Origin of the sequence: Streptomyces sennicomposti (assembly GCF_019890635.1) — a bacterium.
Lineage (GTDB): Bacteria > Actinomycetota > Actinomycetes > Streptomycetales > Streptomycetaceae > Streptomyces > Streptomyces sennicomposti.
On sequence record NZ_JAIOAB010000038.1, the window covers coordinates 21,596 to 39,334 of the forward strand.

Genomic DNA, 17,739 nt, shown 5'->3' on the forward strand with positions numbered 1-17,739 from the left:
GCGTGCTCTGGGGGTCCCCCCTGCTCGGAGAGCTTGGGGGAGTGCCGGATCCTGACCCTCGTACTGGACGTACTCGGGTCTGGGTCCGGTGCGGCGAGAGTGCGTGCATGGCGTCGCAGAGCAGGCGGGAATTTGACGACACGGCCTAGGGGCCGTAGCGGCCCTGAGGAAGGCCACCTGCTCGGCGGTGGTCGAGGAGGAGACGCGGTGTACGTCACCGGCCCGTCCGCCGCCCCGTCGCCTCGGGGCCCGGCCCACCAGAAGACGGACACCTGGGAGCCCGACTGGCAGTGCTGGGCGCAGGCTGGGGCGTTCGGGTCCGGGACGTCCTCCAGCCGCACGCCGCGCGCGGCCAACAGCCGCTCCACTTTCTGGAAGCGCGGACGGCGGTCGAAGCGGCCGTAGCGCCCGCGGATCACCCCGTTGACGACGGAGCCGCCCGAGGCCGCGAGCCGGTGCACCTGGAGGGTGAAGCGACGCCCCCGCCACGGGTGGTCGCGCGACTCGCGCTCCCAGACGAACTCGACCATGCCGTAGTCGCGCCACATGGTCCGGCCATCCGGGCGGTTTTCGGCGAAGTCGGGACCGAGGATGGCGGTGACCTCGTCGGGGCCGTCCGCGGACCCGGCACCGAGCACGGTCACGTGGAGTTGGACCGGATTCCGGAACCGTGGAAGATGTCGAAGTAGAGTTAGACGAAAAGTGTCACAGTGGATATGGCGGAGGTCGCGTGACGAAGAGCCTGCTGGTCAAGCCGGACGACGTGGTCGACCGGGACAGGGAGTGGGAGCTGCTCGCCGACTTCCTCATCGATCCCGATCCGGCGATGCGGCTCGGCATCGTGTCGGGGCGGCGGCGGTACGGGAAGTCGTACCTTCTGCAAGCCCTGTCCGAGCAGGTCGGCGGCCTGTACGTCACAGCGGTCCGGGAGGAAGGGCGGCTGCCCGCGATCCAGCGGTTCAGTGATGCGGTCGCCGCCCACGCCGGCCTGCGGCCGGGGAGCCTGCGGCTGACCGACTGGCGTGATGTCCTGTCCAGTGCTCTGGATGTGACCACCCGTTCCTCCCTGCCGCTGCTGGTGATCGACGAGTTGCCGTATCTGCTCCAGCACTCACCCGAAATCCCTGGGCTGCTGCAACAGCTCTACGACGAACGCCAGCGGGGCACCCGGCCCGGTGCCGGGCCGGGGCCGCGGCTGATTCTCTGCGGCTCCGCGATGAGCGTCATGCACGAACTGCTCTCGGGGACCAAGCCGCTCCGGGGGCGAGCCGTGGTCGATCTACGGCTGGGAGCCTTCGACTACCGTGCGAGCCGGGCCTTCTGGCAGATCGCCGACCCGCTGACCGCGCTGAAGGTGCACGCGGTCCTGGGCGGTGCTCCCGGCTACCGGCCGGTGGCCGGCCGGCCACATCCGGACGACGGCTTCGACACCTGGCTCACTCGGACGCTGCTCGACCCAGGGCGGGCCGTGTACTCGCGTACCGAGACCGAGTACCTGCTGCGCGAGGACCCGAGGATCACCCAGCACACGCTGTACTACGACATCCTCACCGCGATCGCGCAGGGTGCCACCACGCCCAGCAAGATCGGTGCCGCTCTGGAGCGCCCGCGCAACGCCGTCGCCCATCCGCTCGGAGTGCTGGAATCCACCGGCTACATTCGACGGGAACAGGACCTCCTGCGCGCCAGGCACCCCGTCATCACGCTCGCCGATCCCGTCATCCGCTTCAACCAGCTCATCACCCTCCCGCAGGCCGCCGCGGTGGAGCAGGGCTTCGCCGAGCAGGTATGGCAACAGGCCGGTCCGACTTTCCACTCCAAGATCCTCGGACCCCACTTCGAAGACCTGGCCCGCGACTTCACCCGCAGTTATGCCCACACCCTGCTGCCCGGTGGACTGCCCGGCCCGGTCGGTACCACCGAGGTCGCCGACCAGGCCGCCCGGACGAAGCACGAGGTCGATGTCATCGCCCTGGCCGCCGGCGAGCGCCCGCAGGCTCCCCGCGCCAGGATCGCGCTGCTGGGTGAGGCCAAGGCGACCGCAGCCCGCCGGGGGACCGGTGACCTGGAGCGCCTGGAACGCATCCGTGCTCTGCTGGCGGATCAGGGGTACGACACCGCTGCCACCACTCTGGCCCTGTACTCACTGCACGGCTTCTACCCCGACCTGATCGACCTGGCCCGACATCGCGACGACCTTCTCCTGGTCGATCTGCCCACTCTGTACGGCGGCTGACATCACGCCGACGCGAAGGACCTCGACCACGGCGCGGGTCAGGCCAGGAGAGCGCGTCCCAGGACCCAGCTCCCGGAGTGTGGAGGCGAGCGGGCTGGTAACCCTCGGACGAGTTAGCGAAGTCCGCAGGGCATGCGGATCAGTGCGGGGAGATGTTCATGGCCAGACCTCCCCATGCGCCCGCGCATCGGCTCGTAGACCTTTTCCGTCGCTTCTAGGGATGGATGACGCCAGAGGCGAACCAGGCGCGTGCGGTTGCCTCTGCCTCTACGGGTAGATCGTCGAGGAAAACCACTGCCAGGCCGTGCTGGGCTCGTGAGCAGCTGACGTAGAACAGGTTGCGCGAGCGCTGGGAGCGGTCCGCGGAATCGGTTCCCGCGAGCATTTTACTGATGCTGTACATGTTCCAGAGTCGATCGTCGATCACGACGACAACGTTTTCGAACTCGTCACCCTTAACGCCGTGTTGAGTCGAGAACGGCGTCTGCTCTTCGATAAAGCGTGTGACGCTGATAACCTCTTGGTATGGCAGTTCGCGAAGGCCGTTGGAAAAGTCGGCTCGCCGCTGGCCCCGCTCATCGAGGTTCGTTGCGTTCCTTCGGCGTTCGAGTTCCTTGAGTTTTCCCGGCATGACAAGGAGATGGTCGTCGCCCATGAGATCCAGTACGTCGCCGATTGTGCCGTTCTCACGGACGGTATTGAGCGTGCGGATCGCCTGGCGTATGCTTCGTTTGTGGCTGTGCTTGGTGATGTGATTTCTTCCTTCGCCCAGCAGACTGGTAACTTCCGCGAAGTTGTTTTTCTGGTACGCCGCACACAGGGTCTCGATACGGGTCAGATATTGAATGTATGGCTCGTTGCGAGCCATGAGGTCATCCGGTCCGTAACGGCTTACACGTCGATATTGCTCCAGCAGATTCGCGTACTCCAGCGTTCCAGCGATCCCGCGATGGGTGAGCATGAGGTACTTGGTGTTCTCCTGCGTCCATCCTCTCTCTAGGAGCACAGTTCGTGCCACTTCGAGCCGTTGATGGCCAGCTGTCGTGCCGGAGTTCAGAAACAGGTGCACCTCGCCCTTTTGCTGCTTCCCCACGGATTTCTGGATCAGCTCGGGCCGCATCTTGTTAAGAACTGCGACGACGGGTGGAGAACACCGATGGTTCTCGTGCTTGGTGATCAGCTTGAGCTTGGCGTGAGTCACCGCTCCCACACCTGATGGATAGATTTTCTGCATGGAGTCGCCGAAGAGACCGACGATGCACGCTTCCCTACCCCTGCCCGCCAGATGATCCAGTAGCAACTTGAGCGTCTTTGGTGACGTATCCTGGTACTCGTCGACGAATATGACAGGGAAACGGCTGACGATGATCCTCGCGAGCTTTGGATGAGCTTCGACGAGGCGGAGCGAAAGCGTTATCACCTCGTCGTGGGAGATGCGGCCCTCGCTCAGCTTCCGACCCCTGTCGGAGTACCTGACGGCAGGTGGCGAAATTAGCTCGCTCAGGTCTTCGGGATTCTTCAATGTCTCGTTATATGCGACGATCTGTTGCCAGAGTTCACGCTGGTACGGCTGGATGATACTCCAGAGGAATTCGTGAATAGTGCCTACGGTTGCCAGTGGGTCTGCCGAAATGCGCTCAAGGATTTCCCTCTTGGCGACGTTGGTGTACGTGATGCACGCGATGCGCCGACCATTCGCCTCCAACTGGGCGCGATGGCGACCGAGCAGAAACTGCAGGGCCTTGACGAGGGTGGTGGTCTTGCCTGCGCCGGCGCCAGCCTCTACGACGAAGCTCCTGCGGGCCTCCAGTTCTTGGATGACAACTTCAAGGGTGTCTACGCGAGCCACTGAAGTCCTTCGGCGATGTAGTGGGGAACGGTCCAACCGTCCAAGAGCATGACATCGAATGCGAAGTCAGTCTTGTGCTTGGAAAGCCGTTTGGCGATGGCGAACGCATTGGCTTCGACTTCCGCGGCGGCAGGGTCGGCCCCTACTACCTGAACGAAAGCTCTCTTCAATGTCAGATGCCTGAGATTTCGGGCGAGGACGGCTGCATTGGCGATGATAAAGGCGTCCTCAAAGCTCCGCGCGCAGACGCCTGACTCTTTCTCCGGGATCTGATAAGCCACGCGCACGTGACTGTGTTCCTTGCCCGCAGGGTCAACGGCGAGGAGTTTGGCGATGCTGGTTTGACCCGGGAGCCAGTTCTTTAGAGTTGAGTTCGAGGTGATGGCTTGCTCTGTGCGCGGCATGCAGGCTTTCTGGTCCTCGGGGCTGACGGAGTCGATATCGGTGATGACTAGTGTCTTCACACTGAGGAATTCCAGTAGCTCCCGGAATCGAATAGCGTAGGCGTCACCGACCTCGATCACAGACACGTACTGATGCAAGAGATCGGGGGCGCACCGGCGCACCATTTCCGGCAGGAGTAGTCGTTCTGCAGCGCCTTCGATCAGAATCACCTTGTCGGCGAAGAACATGTCGCACCGGTGCAACACCATGTATTGACGCAAAAATCGCAGAGTCTCGTCCCCTTTCACGGTTTTTTTCACCGCAGCCTCGAAGGTAGAGAGATCCTTCACCTTGCCATCCGGCTTGGAGCGGTCGAAGTACCGCACGGTGTGAAACCCGCCACTGGCGACGATGTGGGATGAGTGCGTGGTGATGACCACCTGGACATCCCAGGGTGCTTTACGCCTGATGAAGTCCTGGATATTCCTGATGAAGACCTCCTGCATCTGGGGATGCAGGTGTGCCTCTGGTTCCTCGATGAACAGCACCTGGACTGCCGGCTTCGGGGTCGCACGCTCATAGGCCTGATGGAAGCTGATGATCTGCAGGATGGTGAAGATCAGCTTGCTGTACCCCAGCCCGTTGTGGCCTTCAGGGAGATGGAAGTCCCCCTCGCCGGACGGATACTGCAGCCGTGTACTGCCTTTGAGGATGCCTGTGGCCTCCATGAGGGACACGATGCGGGGCTTCTCGACCGGTGTGATGGTCCCGACGCCGAAACTACGTAGATCCTCGAATACTGGGTCGAACAGCGCTTCGTAGCCGGTGTCGAGTTCCATTGATGCAGCAGCGAGAGCATCCTCGATGTGCTCGACGCTCTGGTGGCGTCCTTCCGGGCCGCTCTTGATCTTGTAGTAGGTCTCGAACGTCTTGGACAGCGTGCGCGCCTTGTCTCCCGGTGTGTCGTCAACCTTCGTCTGGGCATAGACGAATTTGACCGAGACGATCGCCTGCGCGGCACTGCGCTTTATTTCCCTCGTCACCGTCTCGTCCACCGGGCTGATTGCTCGGTAGACGGAGGTGAAGTAGTCCGAGAAGTTCTTGCGCAACCACTTCATGGGGTCGAATGTCTGCCTCTTGCTCGCGGTCCAGAAGTCCTTGAGGAAGTCGTGCGGCCGCGGTGCCTCCAGTGCGGCCTCGATTTTCACCGTGAAGCAGGCGTCGTCGAGGTCAAGGATCACATCGGTCAGCGGAGCGAGGTCGTCGTCCTCGTCGTACTCGATCGTGAGTCCCAGTCGGATCGACGGCACGAGTTCGTACGCCTTCGCCACCAGGCCGTCGCGCGTCTCCTGATCGCTTTCGGACGTATACGCCTGCGCCTCGCCGAAGATTCGCAGTGCCTGCTCTATGTCGGCGATGCGGCGAGTGGAGAAGTCCTCCAGAGTGAACCGTGAGTCGTCTTCGCCGAGGAATTTCTCGAAGAGATTGACGAATGACGTTTTGCCGCTGTTGTTGCGTCCCACGATGAGAGTGGTCTCGAGATCAATCCGTACATTCGCCTTGTCCAGGGCGCGGAAATTGATCACTTCGGCATGAGTCAGCCGCATTGTACTCCCGACATAGGTCTAAACCTCTGCCCACGGGGCGGCATGTGCCTGTAGCCACCGAGAGCCAACGCATTATCTGACACGGCAGGGACAGGCGCTTCTGTTTGGCCCATAGTGATCAACGATGTGCCGTGACACGTCCGCTCCGGTCAGACCCGATCAATGCCCTGGCGGTGCCCAACTGCTCGGTCGTGGTGCGATCAGCACGTGAGCACAACGGAGGGCGCAAGATCGGGCCTGACCTGTGTGCGCTCTTACCCCCTGCTTGGACAAGGGCAGGCATTATCAAGGCGTCCTCGCCGATGTGCCCATCACAAGCACCGCACCTCCGGCATCTGGAGGTCCGTCACTGCGCGCGCCCGTGTCAGAGAAGTGCATCGGCTGGGACATGCTGCCTGCTTCGGCGTCTTCCCGGCCCGGCGGCGCCGTCTGGCTGGAGCCATCCTCGGCTCCGGAGAATGCGGACACGGTACGGAGGAGTGATGAGGTGTTGGACCTGTCCGCCTGCCATTCAGCCGGGCACTGCCCACGTCACACGTCGGCCGTGGCTTGCCTGCATCGCCACGGGGCGGAGAACCGACACCGTGGCAACGGCCGGGGCCGCCACCCCCCACAGGAGAGGCCCCGGCCGTCGCGCGGCACGGGTCGCGCGGCGGCCCGTACTTCCTACAGCGCCGGGTGTGCGTTTTGCGTCACACCTCACCCCGGAAACGGTTAGTTGCACGTTGTACGGTCATGGACGTAAGACGGTTTCAGGTCGTAACGTGCGGTGGCGCCGGGGGCGCGGCGGGCCCATGTCCCCCCGATCACCTGCGGCGACTGCGGCCTCGAACACCGCGACCATCCATTGAGGAACCACGACGGCGAGAACCCGGTCCGCGCGAGCGGCGCCGGTCCAGGCGCAAGGAAGGGCACCACGGGGTGCTGGGGGACGACGCGGAGCTGACCGCCGCGGTGCTCGCGGCACAGGACGGGGACGAGACCGCGTTCCGGACTGTGTACCGTGCCGTGCACCCGCGACTGCTCGGATACACACGCACGCTGGTCGGGGAGCCGGACGCCGAGGACGTCGCGTCCGAGGCATGGCTCCAGATAGCCCGCGACCTGCCGCGCTTCAGCGGCGACGCCGACCGGTTCCGCGGCTGGGCCGCCCGGATAGCCCGCAACCGCGCCCTCGACCACATCCGCATGCGCGGCCGCCGCCCGGCCATCGGCGGCGACGAAACGGAACTCACCGGCAAAGCCGCCGACAGCGACACGGCGGGCGAGGCGTTCGAGTCCCTGGCCACCGGCCGCACCCTCTCGCTGATCGCCCGCCTCCCCCAGGACCAGGCCGAGGCCGTCGTGTTGCGCGTGGTCGTGGGCCTGGACGCCAAGACCGCCGCCGAGACGCTGGGCAAGCGGCCCGGCGCCGTCCGCACGGCGGCGCACCGGGGCCTGAAACGGCTCGCGGAACTCCTCGGCGACGATCCGGAATCCGTCGACGCGCTCGGCGCGATGCCGCCGCCGAGGCAACCGAGGGGCCGTGCGGTGACGTCCGCCGGTGTGACGCATACGCGCGCCCGGACGCAGAAGGACATGTGATGGCCGACGAGCAGGACAGGTGGCTGGACCCCGAGACGGCGGAGCGACTGCTGCGCGGGGAGTCCCTGGACACCGTCGACGCGACCGCCCGCGACCGGGCGGAACGACTCGCCCGGGCGCTGGACGCCCTGGCCGCCGAGCCGTACGCCGGCACCTCGTCCGCCGCCGAACTCCCCGGCGAGGCCGCCGCCCTGGCCGCCTTCCGCAAGGCGGCGGCGGAGCGCGCCGACGCCCGCGCCGCGGCCGCACCGGCTCCGGCGCACGGGGCCGACGCCGGGCTCGTCCGGATCGGCGCGTGGTCCCGGCCGCGCGGGCGGACCCGTCCGCAGCCCCGGCCCGGCGCGCCCCGCCGCACCCGCCGGTGGCGTCCCGTGCGGCTCGTCCTGTCCGCCGCGCTGGCCGCCGGCGCCGTGGGCGGCGTCGCCGCCGCGGCCACGACGGGCGTGCTGCCGACCCCGTTCGGCGGCGAGGACCCCGCACCCGCGGCCTCCGTCTCCACCGGCCCCACGCCCGGCCGCCCGGTCGCCACCCTCTCCGCGGACAGCACCCCGGACGGCGGCCCGGACGCACCGGCCACCGGCCCGGCCACGGCGGGCTCCTCCGGCGCCGATCACGACGACACGGCCCGCGGCGGCGCCGCGACCCCCGGCCACGACGCCGCCCCCGGCGCGACCGGCGGACCGGGCGACGGGTCCCGCGCGCGCCGCGACCCGCTGGCCCTGGCCTGCCGCGACCTGCGCGACGGCAAGAGCCTGAACACCGCCCGCAAGCGCGCCCTGGACGGGGCGGCCGGCGGATCGTCGCGCGTGTACACGTACTGCGACGGCATCCTCAAGGCGCTCCAGGACCGCGCCTCGGGCCGCGGCGGCGCCCTCGGCCGGGGCACGGACGAGGACGGCGACCGTACCGGACAGGGCGGCGGCGAGGACCGGGGGAGCGGCCGCGGCCGCCACGGCGGCGACGGCCGGGGCGGCGACGACGGGCAGAGCGGCGACGAGGAGGGACACTCCGCCGGCGATCACCGGCAAGACGGCCTGCCCCGCAGGGACGGCGTCACGGCCCCGCCCCTGAGCCGGCTGCTCCCGCAGCGGACCACCGGCGCCCGCTCGCCCGCGCCGCCGTCCGCGGCTCCCTCGAACGGCTCCCGGTGATCACCCCTGCGGCGTGTCAGGCGCACCCCGGCCCACCGCTCTGACCTGCGGTTTCCCGGCCGGTAAAAAATTCTTCGCGCGAGGTGTGACGTTTTCGCGCGGCGCGGCGCAGTAATGAGTGAGCCGACTGGTCATCGGCCCTCGCACAGAGCCGGGGTTCCCCCCGTACCCACGGCTCGTGCACCTGGCGCGGGCGGGACACGTTCCCCCGGTCCCGCCCGCGCCCCGAATCCACCCCCGCGCGAAGCGCCCCCCGACGCCGCGCCGGGCGCGTCGCCCCTCACCGGTGCACGACGACCTTGTCGCCCACCTTCACCTGCGCGAACAGCCGCGCGATCGCCGCCTCGTCCCGGACGTTGACGCAGCCGTGCGAGCCGCCCGCGTAGCCCCGGGCCGCGAAGTCGGAGGAGTAGTGCACGGCCTGCCCGCCGCTGAAGAACATCGCGTACGGCATCGCCGTGTGGTAGATCGTCGACACATGGTGGCGGGACTTCCAGTAGACCTGGAACTCGCCCTCCCGGGTCGGTGTGTACTGCGTGCCGAACCGCACCGCCATCGTGGACAGCGTCCGCCCGTCGATCATCCAGCGCAGCGTCCGGCTGGTCTTGTCGATGCACAGCACCCGGCCGGTCAGACAGCGCGCGTCCGGCGCGCCGGCCGGCTGACCGCCCATCGGATACAGCTCCCAGGTGCCGGGCGCGTGCGTCATGGCCACCAGCCGCCGCCAGGTCACCGTGTCCGTCCGGCCCGTCGCGGGCAGCCCGCGCTTGCTCTGGAAGCCCCGCACCGCCCGCTCGGTCAGCGGGCCGTACGTCCCGGTCGGGGCCTCGGACAGCCAGGCGATCTGCCGCAGCCGGGCCTGGAGTTCGCGGACGGACCGGCCGCTGTCGCCGCGCGACCACAGCACGCGCGCGGGTGGCGCGGCCGGCGCGGTGGTCCGGCCCGCCGCCGTGCCCGCCGCCGTGCCCTTCGCGCTCCCGCCGCCGTCCCCCGTCCCCGGCCGGTCGTCGCCGCCGGGCGCGTTCCGCGTGCCCGCCGGTGAGCGGTGCCGGCCGCCGGAACCGGCGCCCGTACCCGTCCCCGGCCCCGTCGTCCCCGCCCCGGTGTCCCGCACCTCGCAGCCGGCCACCGCCAGCAGCGCCAGCACCGCGGCCGCCGCGGCGCCCGCCCTCCCCACGCCCCCAACGATCCGCATACCGCCCCCGCAGTCTCCCCGGCGTCCGGCGCCCGCGCGCCGCGACCGCCGCCGCTTCGGTCGTCCCCCGGATTCCTCCCCATGCGTGAGCGGCGGTGAACCACGGGGAAAGGGGGGAATCGACAGAGAGACGGGAACCGGCCGGTGGGCGCAAGACCCCTCGACCCCAGGACGCGGAGGCACACCATGGCGCGCGAGTCGGAGTCGGGACTGCCCATCGAGCCGGTCTACGGCCCGGACGCCCTCGCCGACTGGGACCCGGCCGGGAAACTGGGCGAGCCCGGCGCGTACCCGTTCACCCGCGGGGTGTACCCGACGATGTACACCGGCCGCCCCTGGACCATGCGCCAGTACGCCGGCTTCGGCACGGCCGCCGAGTCCAACGCCCGCTACCGGCAGCTCATCGCGCACGGCACCACGGGCCTGTCCGTCGCCTTCGACCTGCCCACCCAGATGGGCCACGACTCCGACGCCCCCCTCGCGCACGGCGAGGTCGGCAAGGTGGGCGTGGCGATCGACTCGATCGACGACATGCGGGTGCTGTTCGACGGCATCCCGCTGGACCGGGTCTCCACGTCCATGACGATCAACGCGCCCGCCGCGCTGCTGCTCCTGCTGTACCAGCTGGTCGCCGAGGAGCAGGGCGTGAGCGCGGACAAGCTCACCGGCACGATCCAGAACGACGTGCTGAAGGAGTACATCGCGCGCGGGACGTACATCTTCCCGCCCAAGCCGTCGCTGCGGCTGACCGCGGACATCTTCAAGTACTGCAAGGCCGAGATCCCGAGGTGGAACACCATCTCGATCTCCGGCTACCACATGGCGGAGGCCGGCGCCTCGCCCGTGCAGGAGATCGCGTTCACGCTCGCCGACGGCGTCGAGTACGTGCGCACGGCGGTCGCGGCCGGCATGGACGTGGACGACTTCGCGCCCCGGCTGTCCTTCTTCTTCGTCGCCCGCACGACGATCCTGGAGGAAGTCGCCAAGTTCCGCGCGGCCCGCCGCATCTGGGCCCGCGTCATGAGGGAGGAGTTCGGCGCGCGGAACCCCAAGTCGTGGATGCTGCGCTTCCACACCCAGACGGCGGGCGTGCAGCTGACCGCGCAGCAGCCCGAGGTGAACCTGGTCCGCGTCGCCGTCCAGGCGCTGGCGGCCGTCCTCGGCGGCACTCAGTCGCTGCACACCAACTCCTTCGACGAGGCCATCGCCCTGCCCACCGACAAGAGCGCCCGGCTCGCCCTGCGCACCCAGCAGGTCCTCGCCCACGAGACGGACGTGACCGCCACCGTCGACCCGTTCGCCGGCTCCTACGCCGTCGAGACGCTGACCGACCGGGTCGAGGCCGCCGCGCTGGACCTGATGGGCAGGGTGGAGGACCTCGGGGGCGCGGTGGCCGCGATCGAGCGCGGCTTCCAGAAGGGCGAGATCGAGCGCAGCGCCTACCGCGTCGCCCGGGAGACCGACTCCGGCGAGCGGGTCGTCGTCGGCGTCAACCGCTTCCGGCTGGACGAGGAGGAGCCGTACGAGCCGCTGCGCGTCGATCCGGCGATCGAGGCCCGGCAGGCCGAGCGCCTGGCCGCCCTGCGCGCGGGCCGCGACGGCCGGGCGGTCGAGGCCGCCCTCGCCGCCCTGAAGAAGGCCGCCGGCGGCGAGGACAACGTCCTGTACCCCATGAAGGAAGCCCTGCGCGCCCGCGCCACGGTGGGCGAGGTGTGCGGGGCGCTGCGCGAGGTGTGGGGGAGTCACGTTCCTGCGGATGCCTTCTGAGCTGCGGTGATCCCTCGAATGAGTGATCGGGGGCGGAAACCGCCCGTTGCCGGTTACTCTCGTGGAGAGTGCTTCCGGAAGGAGGGTGCCGTGGCTGTGATGCTGCACGAGTCGTCGCTCGCCGATGCTGCCGACCGGCTCTGGGAGGAGCTGCCCGGTCACCGGGTGGAGATCCTCAACGGGAGCATTGTCGTGACACCGCCGCCGGATGGCTCGCATCAGGAAACGTTGACCTGGCTCATCGAGGAGTTCTCGAGGGCTCAGGCCAGAAAGGCGGGTCTCCTGTTTCTCCAGGGCGTCGGCCTGTGGCTGCCGAGCGGGCCCGAGGACTACGCGGTGCCGGACTTCTCACTCGTCGACGACGACTACAAGGGCGCGCTCGTCGAGAAGAACTGCTACGCGCCCCATGTCTTCCGCCTGGTCCTGGAAGTCACGTCGTCCAACTGGACCAACGACACGGCCACCAAGGTCGACACCTACGCGCGGGCGGGTGTGCCCGTCTACGTGATCGCCGACCGCAAGCACGACGAGGTCCTCCTCTACACCGACCCGGTCGACGGCGCGTATCCCGCCCCCGAGCGCTTCAAGCGCGGCCAGTTCGTGCCCGTCCCGGAGTCCGTCGGCGTCTCCGCGGAACTCTCCGTCGACGCCCTCCTCGACGGCGACGGCTGACCCGCCGCCCCCCGCACCCCGTCTCGCCTCGCGAAACCCCTCCCGCCGTGTCGTACTCGCGTGCGACACTCCCTGCCATGTTCGGCGTCATCGATCTCCCCACCTATCTGGCGGGCCTCGTCCTCATCGTCCTGCTCCCCGGCCCCAACTCGCTCTACGTGCTCTCCGTGGCCGCGCGGCGCGGCGTACGGGCCGGCTACACCGCCGCGGCCGGCGTCTGGTGCGGGGACACCGTGCTGATGACCCTCTCGGCCGCCGGGGTCGCCTCCCTGCTCCAGGCCAACGACGTGCTGTTCGGGATCGTGAAGTACGCCGGCGCCGGCTATCTCACCTGGCTCGCGATCGGGATGCTGCGGGCCGCCTGGTCGATGTGGCGGACGCGGCGCGAGCGGTCCGTGGAGGAGGCCGTCACCGCCCCCGCGGCCACCGACGAGCGGCCCTACCGCCGCGCCTTCGTGGTCAGCCTGTTCAATCCCAAGGCGATCCTGTTCTTCGTCGCCTTCTTCGTGCAGTTCGTGGACCCGGGCTACGCCTACCCGGCCGTGTCCTTCGTCGTCCTCGGCGCCTTCGCACAGGTCGCCAGCTTCCTCTACCTCACCGCCCTGATCTTCGGCGGCACCAAGCTCGCCGCCGCCTTCCGCCGCCGCAAGCGCCTGTCGGCGTGGGCGACCTCGGCGGCGGGCGCGCTGTTCCTCGGGTTCGCGGTCAAGCTGTCGCTGGCGAGCGCGTAGCGCCCAGTGGCGCGGGGCGGCCCGGATCGCCCGCGGGGGCCTTCCCGGACCGGCCCGCGCCGCCCGCGCGCCGGTCCGGGAAGTCTTCCGCCCGCCTGTAGCGGCTCCCGCCGACCCGGGAAGCTCCCGCGCCCCCGCCCGCCGAAGCTCCCGCGTCCGGCGCCCGCGCCGTCAGCGCCCCACCGCCCGCCCCAGGGCGCGGGCGCGCCGCGCCATCCGCCGTACCGTCGCGTTGCGCGGTATGAAGGCCAGCTGCGTCGGGACCCCGCCGGGCAGCGCCAGCGAGGTGAGGCGGCGGCGCTTGAAGTAGCGGCGGGTGTGCCCGTCCAGCTGCGCGGCCAGGTACCGTTCGGCGGCCGGGCGCAGGTCCGGGCGGATCTTCGGCTGCATCGCGAACGACACCGCCTCGACCAGTTCCGTCAGCTCCTCGACGGTCATGCCCCGCCGCTGCCCGGTCACCGCCTCGGCGTCGTCCAGGTCGGGCAGCAGCGCGTCCACGATCGTCACCGGGACGCGGTTGCTGTTCTCGTACGGCGTCAGCCGCTCCAGCAGCGTGCCGGTGCCGGTGCGGGCGACCGGCAGCCCGTAGAGCGCGGCGGCGGTGAACAGCCCGGTGGAGAAGCAGCCGGCGACCAGCGCCGGACGGACGCGCTGGTACAGCACCTCGGCGAGGACCGGGGCGTCCAGCACCGTCAGTTCGGCGCCGAGCCGCTCGGCCTCCCGCTCCAGCGCCCGCGACCAGCGGGCCGGTGCGGACGGGTGCGGTTTGAACACCACCCGGGTGTGGCCGAGTCCGACCACGCCGCGCAGCATCCGCACGTGCAGGTCCTCTTCCTCCTCGGCGGTGAGGATGTCGAGCGCGGCCAGGTACTGCCCGAGCAGCAGCGCCGGCTCCTCCGGCAGGCCGGGCGACTCGGGCGCGGTGTCGCCGAGATCGGCCAGCACCTTCAAGAAGGCGTCGGTGGGCACGAGTTCGGGCTCGACGCCGAACTCGGTGAGCAGCACCGGCCTGAGCCCCGGCACCAGGTCCAGGTGCAGCAGCCGGTCGATCCGGGTGCCGACCAGCGGGTCGATCTTGTTGCGGGTGGGGCCGTAGCTCATCAGGCCGTCGGCGTAGACCGTGACGGGCGCGCCGGTGAAGATCTGGCAGACGGCGAGCGCCGGATTGACCTGGATCGACTCGACGGCCAGCTCGACACGGTCGTCACCGAGACGCCACAGCAGCCGCAGATACCGCTCCCACAGCGGCACGTCGTCCGGGCGGGGCGCCCAGCCGGAGGGGTGGAAGGGCGAGATGGTCTCGTTCCACGACAGCACCTCGTCGAACCGGTCCCGCAGCCGCTCGAAGCCGGGCAGCTCGTCCAGCGGGGCCGTGGTCTCGGGCGTCGCCGCGTTGTTGCAGACGAGCAGGATCCGTCGGTCGGCCGCCGCGAAGCGGTCGGAGTCGAGGGCGGCGGCGAGCGTGGCGGCGCCGTACAGCGTCGACGCCAGGAAGATCTGCGTCCTCACGCGGCGGCCCCCGTCGCGACCGGGCGGCGGCGCAGCCGGCGCAGCCGGCTCGCCCGCTGTACGTCCATGGAGTCCAGCGCCGCGTCCAGGACGTCCTGCGGCATGCGCCGCAGGGCGGTCGCGCTCAGCGACTTCAGTTTCCGTGCCACCGCCGGTTCGAACCTCTCGATGGTGCCCAGATGATGGGAGATGATCGCGCAGTAGGTACGGACCGCCTTGGGCAGCAGCCGGTCCGCGTCCCGGTCCTCGGCGGTCTCCGCGACGACCTGGTCGAAGGCGCGGATGAAGTCCAGCTGGCGCACGTCGCCGATCTGCGTGAGCGAGGAGGCGACCCCGCGCCGGTAGTGCACGCCGAGCAGCCCCACCACGGCGAAGGACTCCGCCCGCCGGTGCAGCCGCCAGATCCACGGCCGGTCCTCGGCCGTGCGCAGGCCGTCCGTGAAGTGCAGCAGGCCCCGGTCGACCAGGCGGCGGTGGTAGATCCCCGCCCAGGCGTAGGGGTAGTCGACGGAGGTGGAGCGGTCGGCGGGCAGGATCGCCGAGCGCGGGTCCAGCACCACCGAGCGCCGGCCGTGCGGCACCCGGTGCACCGTGCGCGCCCGGCCGGTGCACTGGACGTGGTCGGTGCGCACGAAGTCGCAGCCCAGGTCCTCGATCGCCGCGAGGAGGCGCTCGTAGTAGCCCGGTGCGAGCCAGTCGTCGCCGTCCAGGAAGGTCAGGTACTCGCCGCGCGCCCGGTCGATCCCGGTGTTGCGCGCGGTCGCCAGCCCTCCGTTCCGTTCATGGCGGACGTACACCGCGCCCGGCAGTTCGCGTTCCGCGCGCGCGAGAATGTCCGGTGTCTCGTCACGTGAGCAGTCGTCGACGAGGATGAATTCGAAATCGTCGCGCGCGTTCGCCCGCAGGCTGCGCAAAGTGTCGGGCGCGTATTGCTGCACGTTGTAGCACGGCACGATGACGGAGAGTTTGACCACGTGGGCGACGCTATGACCTGGCTCCCGCCTGCGTCTTTACCCGCAGTTGGACCCGGGGTGAACGACGCGTGGCGATGCCGTGAACCGGTCCTCGCGCACCGCCGATCCGGGGCCGATTCGCCGTCCGGCGGTGTGCTGTTAACCGTTTGTTGCCGCCGGGTTGGGCCGGACCTAGAAATGCCTTCCTACGGTCTTCGACGTGCCAGCAAGAACGAAGAAGACCCGGCGGGTCGCCGTTCTCGCGGATTCCGACACCCGGTGGAAATGGGGCGCGCTCACCGCGTCCCGCGTCGTTTCCGCCCCGCCGGAGGGCCCGGCCGACACGGCCGGACCGTCCGCACCGGGTGAACCGGGCCTCCGCCTCGACGGATACCTCCTGCGGGGCCGAGCCACCCCCACCCCCCGCCAGCTGACGGAGGTCGGCGTCCGCGCCGACTCGCTGCGCGAGGTGACCGCCGTCGAGTTCCTGCACGCCATGGCGGCCGACGCCGACGGCGAGGAGCCGTACGACGTCCTCGTGCTCGCCCTGGTGGGCGGCGGTGTGCAGGCGATGCTGCACGGGCTGAAGCGGGTGTGGCGGGAGCGCGCGCGGCGGCCCGTCGTCGTCACCGGCTACGTCGGCGTCGTCTACGAGAAGCTCGCCGACGGTCTGCTGCTGCGCCACGGCGCGGACCTCGTCCTCGCCAACTCCCGCCAGGACGCGGAGCGGTTCCGGGCCGTGTACGAGGGGGTGGGCGCCGACGCCTCGGCGGTCACCGAGGTGGCGCTGCCGTTCCTCGGCGGCACGCCCTACGCCGGGCCGAACGACCCGTACACGGTGGTGTTCGCCGCGCAGCCCTCCGTCCCGGCCGGCCGCGCGGACCGCGCGTACCTGCTGGAGCGGCTGATCCGGCACGCCCGGCTGCACCCCGAGCGCGAGGTGCTGCTGAAGCTGCGCTCCCGGCCCGGCGAGCACACCACCCACATCGAGGAACTGCCCTACCAGAAGCTGGCGCAGAAGACCGACCTGCCGCCCAACCTGCGCCTCGTCTACGGCCACATGGGCACGGTCCTGGACCGCACCGACCTGCTGGTCACGGTCAGCTCCACGGCCGCGCTGGAGGCGCTGCACCGCCGTATCCCCACCGCCGTCCTCACCGACCTCGGGGTGCGCGAGGCGCTCGGCAACCACCACTTCACCGGCTCCGGCTGCCTCGCCTCCTGGGAACAGCTGGACGCCGGACACCGCCCGGTCCCCGACGAGCAGTGGCTGGCCCGGCAGGGCGTGGCCGCGGGCGGCTCCGACGGCGACTCCCCGGGTGAGGGAGAGGCGTACGCCACCGCCTTCGACGCGGCCCGCGAACGCATCGCGAAGCTGCTCGCGGCTCCCGGCGGGCTGGCGCCCCTCGACCCGTACTACACGGCGGCGACCGCGCCCGGCTATCTGCCCGGCATCCTCGCCCGCCACCACCTCGGCCCCGACGGCGCCCCGCTGCCGGGCGCCCCGGCCGCCGGGCGGGAGCCCGGCCCGGTCCGGCAGATCGTGCGCCGGGCCGCCCGCGGCGCCTACCGGCACGGCGTGCAGCGCGTCGCCCCCGTCATCCGGCGCATGGGCGAGCTGTGACCCGCCCCCCGGCCCCGCGGCGCACCGCGCACGGCACCCCGGCCCCACGACAAGGAGCAGCCCGCATGCCCCACCTGGAACCGAACCGCTCGACGGCGGACGAACCGGCAGCGGCCCACGCGAAGCCGGCCGCCCGGGAGCCGGCCGCCCGGGAGCCGGCCGTCCTGGAGACGGGCGTCGCGGCGGCGGGTCACCTGGTCGGGCCGCCTTCCGAGGCGTCGCGACCGGCGGCGGACACCCCGGCGGCAGGCGCTCCGGAGGCCGACGCCCTGGAGGCCGACGCTTCGGAGACGGGCGCCCCGGCTGCGGGCCGCCCGGCCGGGCCGCTCCCCGCCGCGGCGCGGCGGGCGGCGGACACCCCCTCCGCAGGCGCTCCGCAGACAGACGCCCCGGAGGCAGACGCCCCGGAGGCAGGCGCCCCGGTGGGCGGCTGTCCCGCGGCGGCGCTCTCCGCGGGGACGCGGCCGGAGCCCGTCG

The 17,739-nt window shown here is 70.2% G+C and carries 12 protein-coding genes; 7 read left to right on the forward strand and 5 right to left on the reverse strand.

Annotated elements, in window-relative coordinates:
- Positions 1–730 precede the first annotated feature (730 nt).
- Entirely contained in the window at positions 731–2,236 is a 1,506-nt protein-coding gene (locus K7787_RS20650; RefSeq protein WP_019981613.1) for an ATP-binding protein, read from the forward strand.
- A gap of 214 nt (positions 2,237–2,450) precedes the next feature.
- On the opposite strand, the gene K7787_RS20655 is transcribed toward K7787_RS20650, so the two are convergent.
- Both K7787_RS20655 and K7787_RS20660 read right to left on the reverse strand, forming a co-directional pair.
- On the reverse strand, positions 2,451–4,085 hold the full coding sequence (locus K7787_RS20655; protein WP_223002494.1) for a UvrD-helicase domain-containing protein: 1,635 nt from the start codon (positions 4,083–4,085) through the stop codon (positions 2,451–2,453).
- Complete coding sequence (locus K7787_RS20660) at positions 4,073–6,076, reverse strand: ATP-dependent nuclease (protein WP_223002495.1); 2,004 nt, start codon at positions 6,074–6,076, stop codon at positions 4,073–4,075. The genes K7787_RS20655 and K7787_RS20660 overlap by 13 nt, the downstream gene beginning before the upstream one ends.
- A 921-nt stretch (positions 6,077–6,997) precedes the next feature.
- On the opposite strand from K7787_RS20660, the gene K7787_RS20665 reads away from it, so the two are divergent.
- Entirely contained in the window at positions 6,998–7,660 is a 663-nt protein-coding gene (locus K7787_RS20665) for an RNA polymerase sigma factor (RefSeq protein ID WP_164388606.1), read from the forward strand.
- Entirely contained in the window at positions 7,660–8,811 is a 1,152-nt protein-coding gene (locus K7787_RS20670; RefSeq protein WP_223002496.1) for an extensin, read from the forward strand. Before K7787_RS20665 ends, K7787_RS20670 begins: the two co-directional genes overlap by 1 nt.
- A gap of 280 nt (positions 8,812–9,091) precedes the next feature.
- Here K7787_RS20670 and K7787_RS20675 read toward each other — a convergent pair whose 3' ends face one another.
- Positions 9,092–9,988, reverse strand: coding sequence for a L,D-transpeptidase family protein (locus K7787_RS20675; RefSeq protein WP_372456662.1), 897 nt, complete (start codon positions 9,986–9,988; stop codon positions 9,092–9,094).
- Positions 9,989–10,192: 204 nt separating this feature from the next.
- On the opposite strand from K7787_RS20675, the gene K7787_RS20680 reads away from it, so the two are divergent.
- The 3 genes from K7787_RS20680 (at position 10,193) to leuE (ending at position 13,176) form a co-directional block, all read left to right on the forward strand.
- A complete protein-coding gene (locus K7787_RS20680) occupies positions 10,193–11,773 on the forward strand; it encodes an acyl-CoA mutase large subunit family protein (RefSeq protein WP_223002498.1) in 1,581 nt (526 codons plus the stop codon).
- A gap of 99 nt (positions 11,774–11,872) precedes the next feature.
- Positions 11,873–12,445: a Uma2 family endonuclease gene (locus K7787_RS20685; protein WP_247721124.1), complete on the forward strand. Its 573-nt coding sequence runs from the start codon at positions 11,873–11,875 to the stop codon at positions 12,443–12,445.
- Positions 12,446–12,522: 77 nt separating this feature from the next.
- Positions 12,523–13,176 carry a leucine efflux protein LeuE gene (leuE, locus tag K7787_RS20690; RefSeq protein ID WP_009190286.1) on the forward strand — a complete coding sequence of 218 codons (654 nt, stop codon included), beginning with the start codon at positions 12,523–12,525 and terminating at the stop codon, positions 13,174–13,176.
- 171 nt (positions 13,177–13,347) lie between these two features.
- Here leuE and K7787_RS20695 read toward each other — a convergent pair whose 3' ends face one another.
- Positions 13,348–14,685, reverse strand: a complete 1,338-nt coding sequence (locus K7787_RS20695; RefSeq protein ID WP_223002500.1) for an alpha-2,8-polysialyltransferase family protein — start codon at positions 14,683–14,685, stop codon at positions 13,348–13,350.
- Entirely contained in the window at positions 14,682–15,659 is a 978-nt protein-coding gene (locus K7787_RS20700) for a glycosyltransferase family 2 protein (RefSeq protein ID WP_223002501.1), read from the reverse strand. Before K7787_RS20700 ends, K7787_RS20695 begins: the two co-directional genes overlap by 4 nt.
- 199 nt (positions 15,660–15,858) lie before the next feature.
- On the opposite strand from K7787_RS20700, the gene K7787_RS20705 reads away from it, so the two are divergent.
- Positions 15,859–17,262 (forward strand): DUF6716 putative glycosyltransferase, encoded by a 1,404-nt coding sequence (locus K7787_RS20705; RefSeq protein ID WP_223002502.1) that lies wholly within the window; start codon positions 15,859–15,861, stop codon positions 17,260–17,262.
- Positions 17,263–17,739: the final 477 nt, after the last annotated feature.

Excerpts from the sequence above, each read along its gene's own strand:
- K7787_RS20670 (WP_223002496.1), top strand. The coding sequence starts at position 7,660 with ATGGCCGACGAGCAGGACAGGTGGCTGGACCCCGAGACGGCGGAGCGA.
- K7787_RS20660 (WP_223002495.1), bottom strand. The coding sequence starts at position 6,076 with ATGCGGCTGACTCATGCCGAAGTGATCAATTTCCGCGCCCTGGACAAG.
- K7787_RS20680 (WP_223002498.1), top strand. The coding sequence starts at position 10,193 with ATGGCGCGCGAGTCGGAGTCGGGACTGCCCATCGAGCCGGTCTACGGC.
- K7787_RS20685 (WP_247721124.1), top strand. The coding sequence starts at position 11,873 with ATGCTGCACGAGTCGTCGCTCGCCGATGCTGCCGACCGGCTCTGGGAG.
- leuE (WP_009190286.1), top strand. The coding sequence starts at position 12,523 with ATGTTCGGCGTCATCGATCTCCCCACCTATCTGGCGGGCCTCGTCCTC.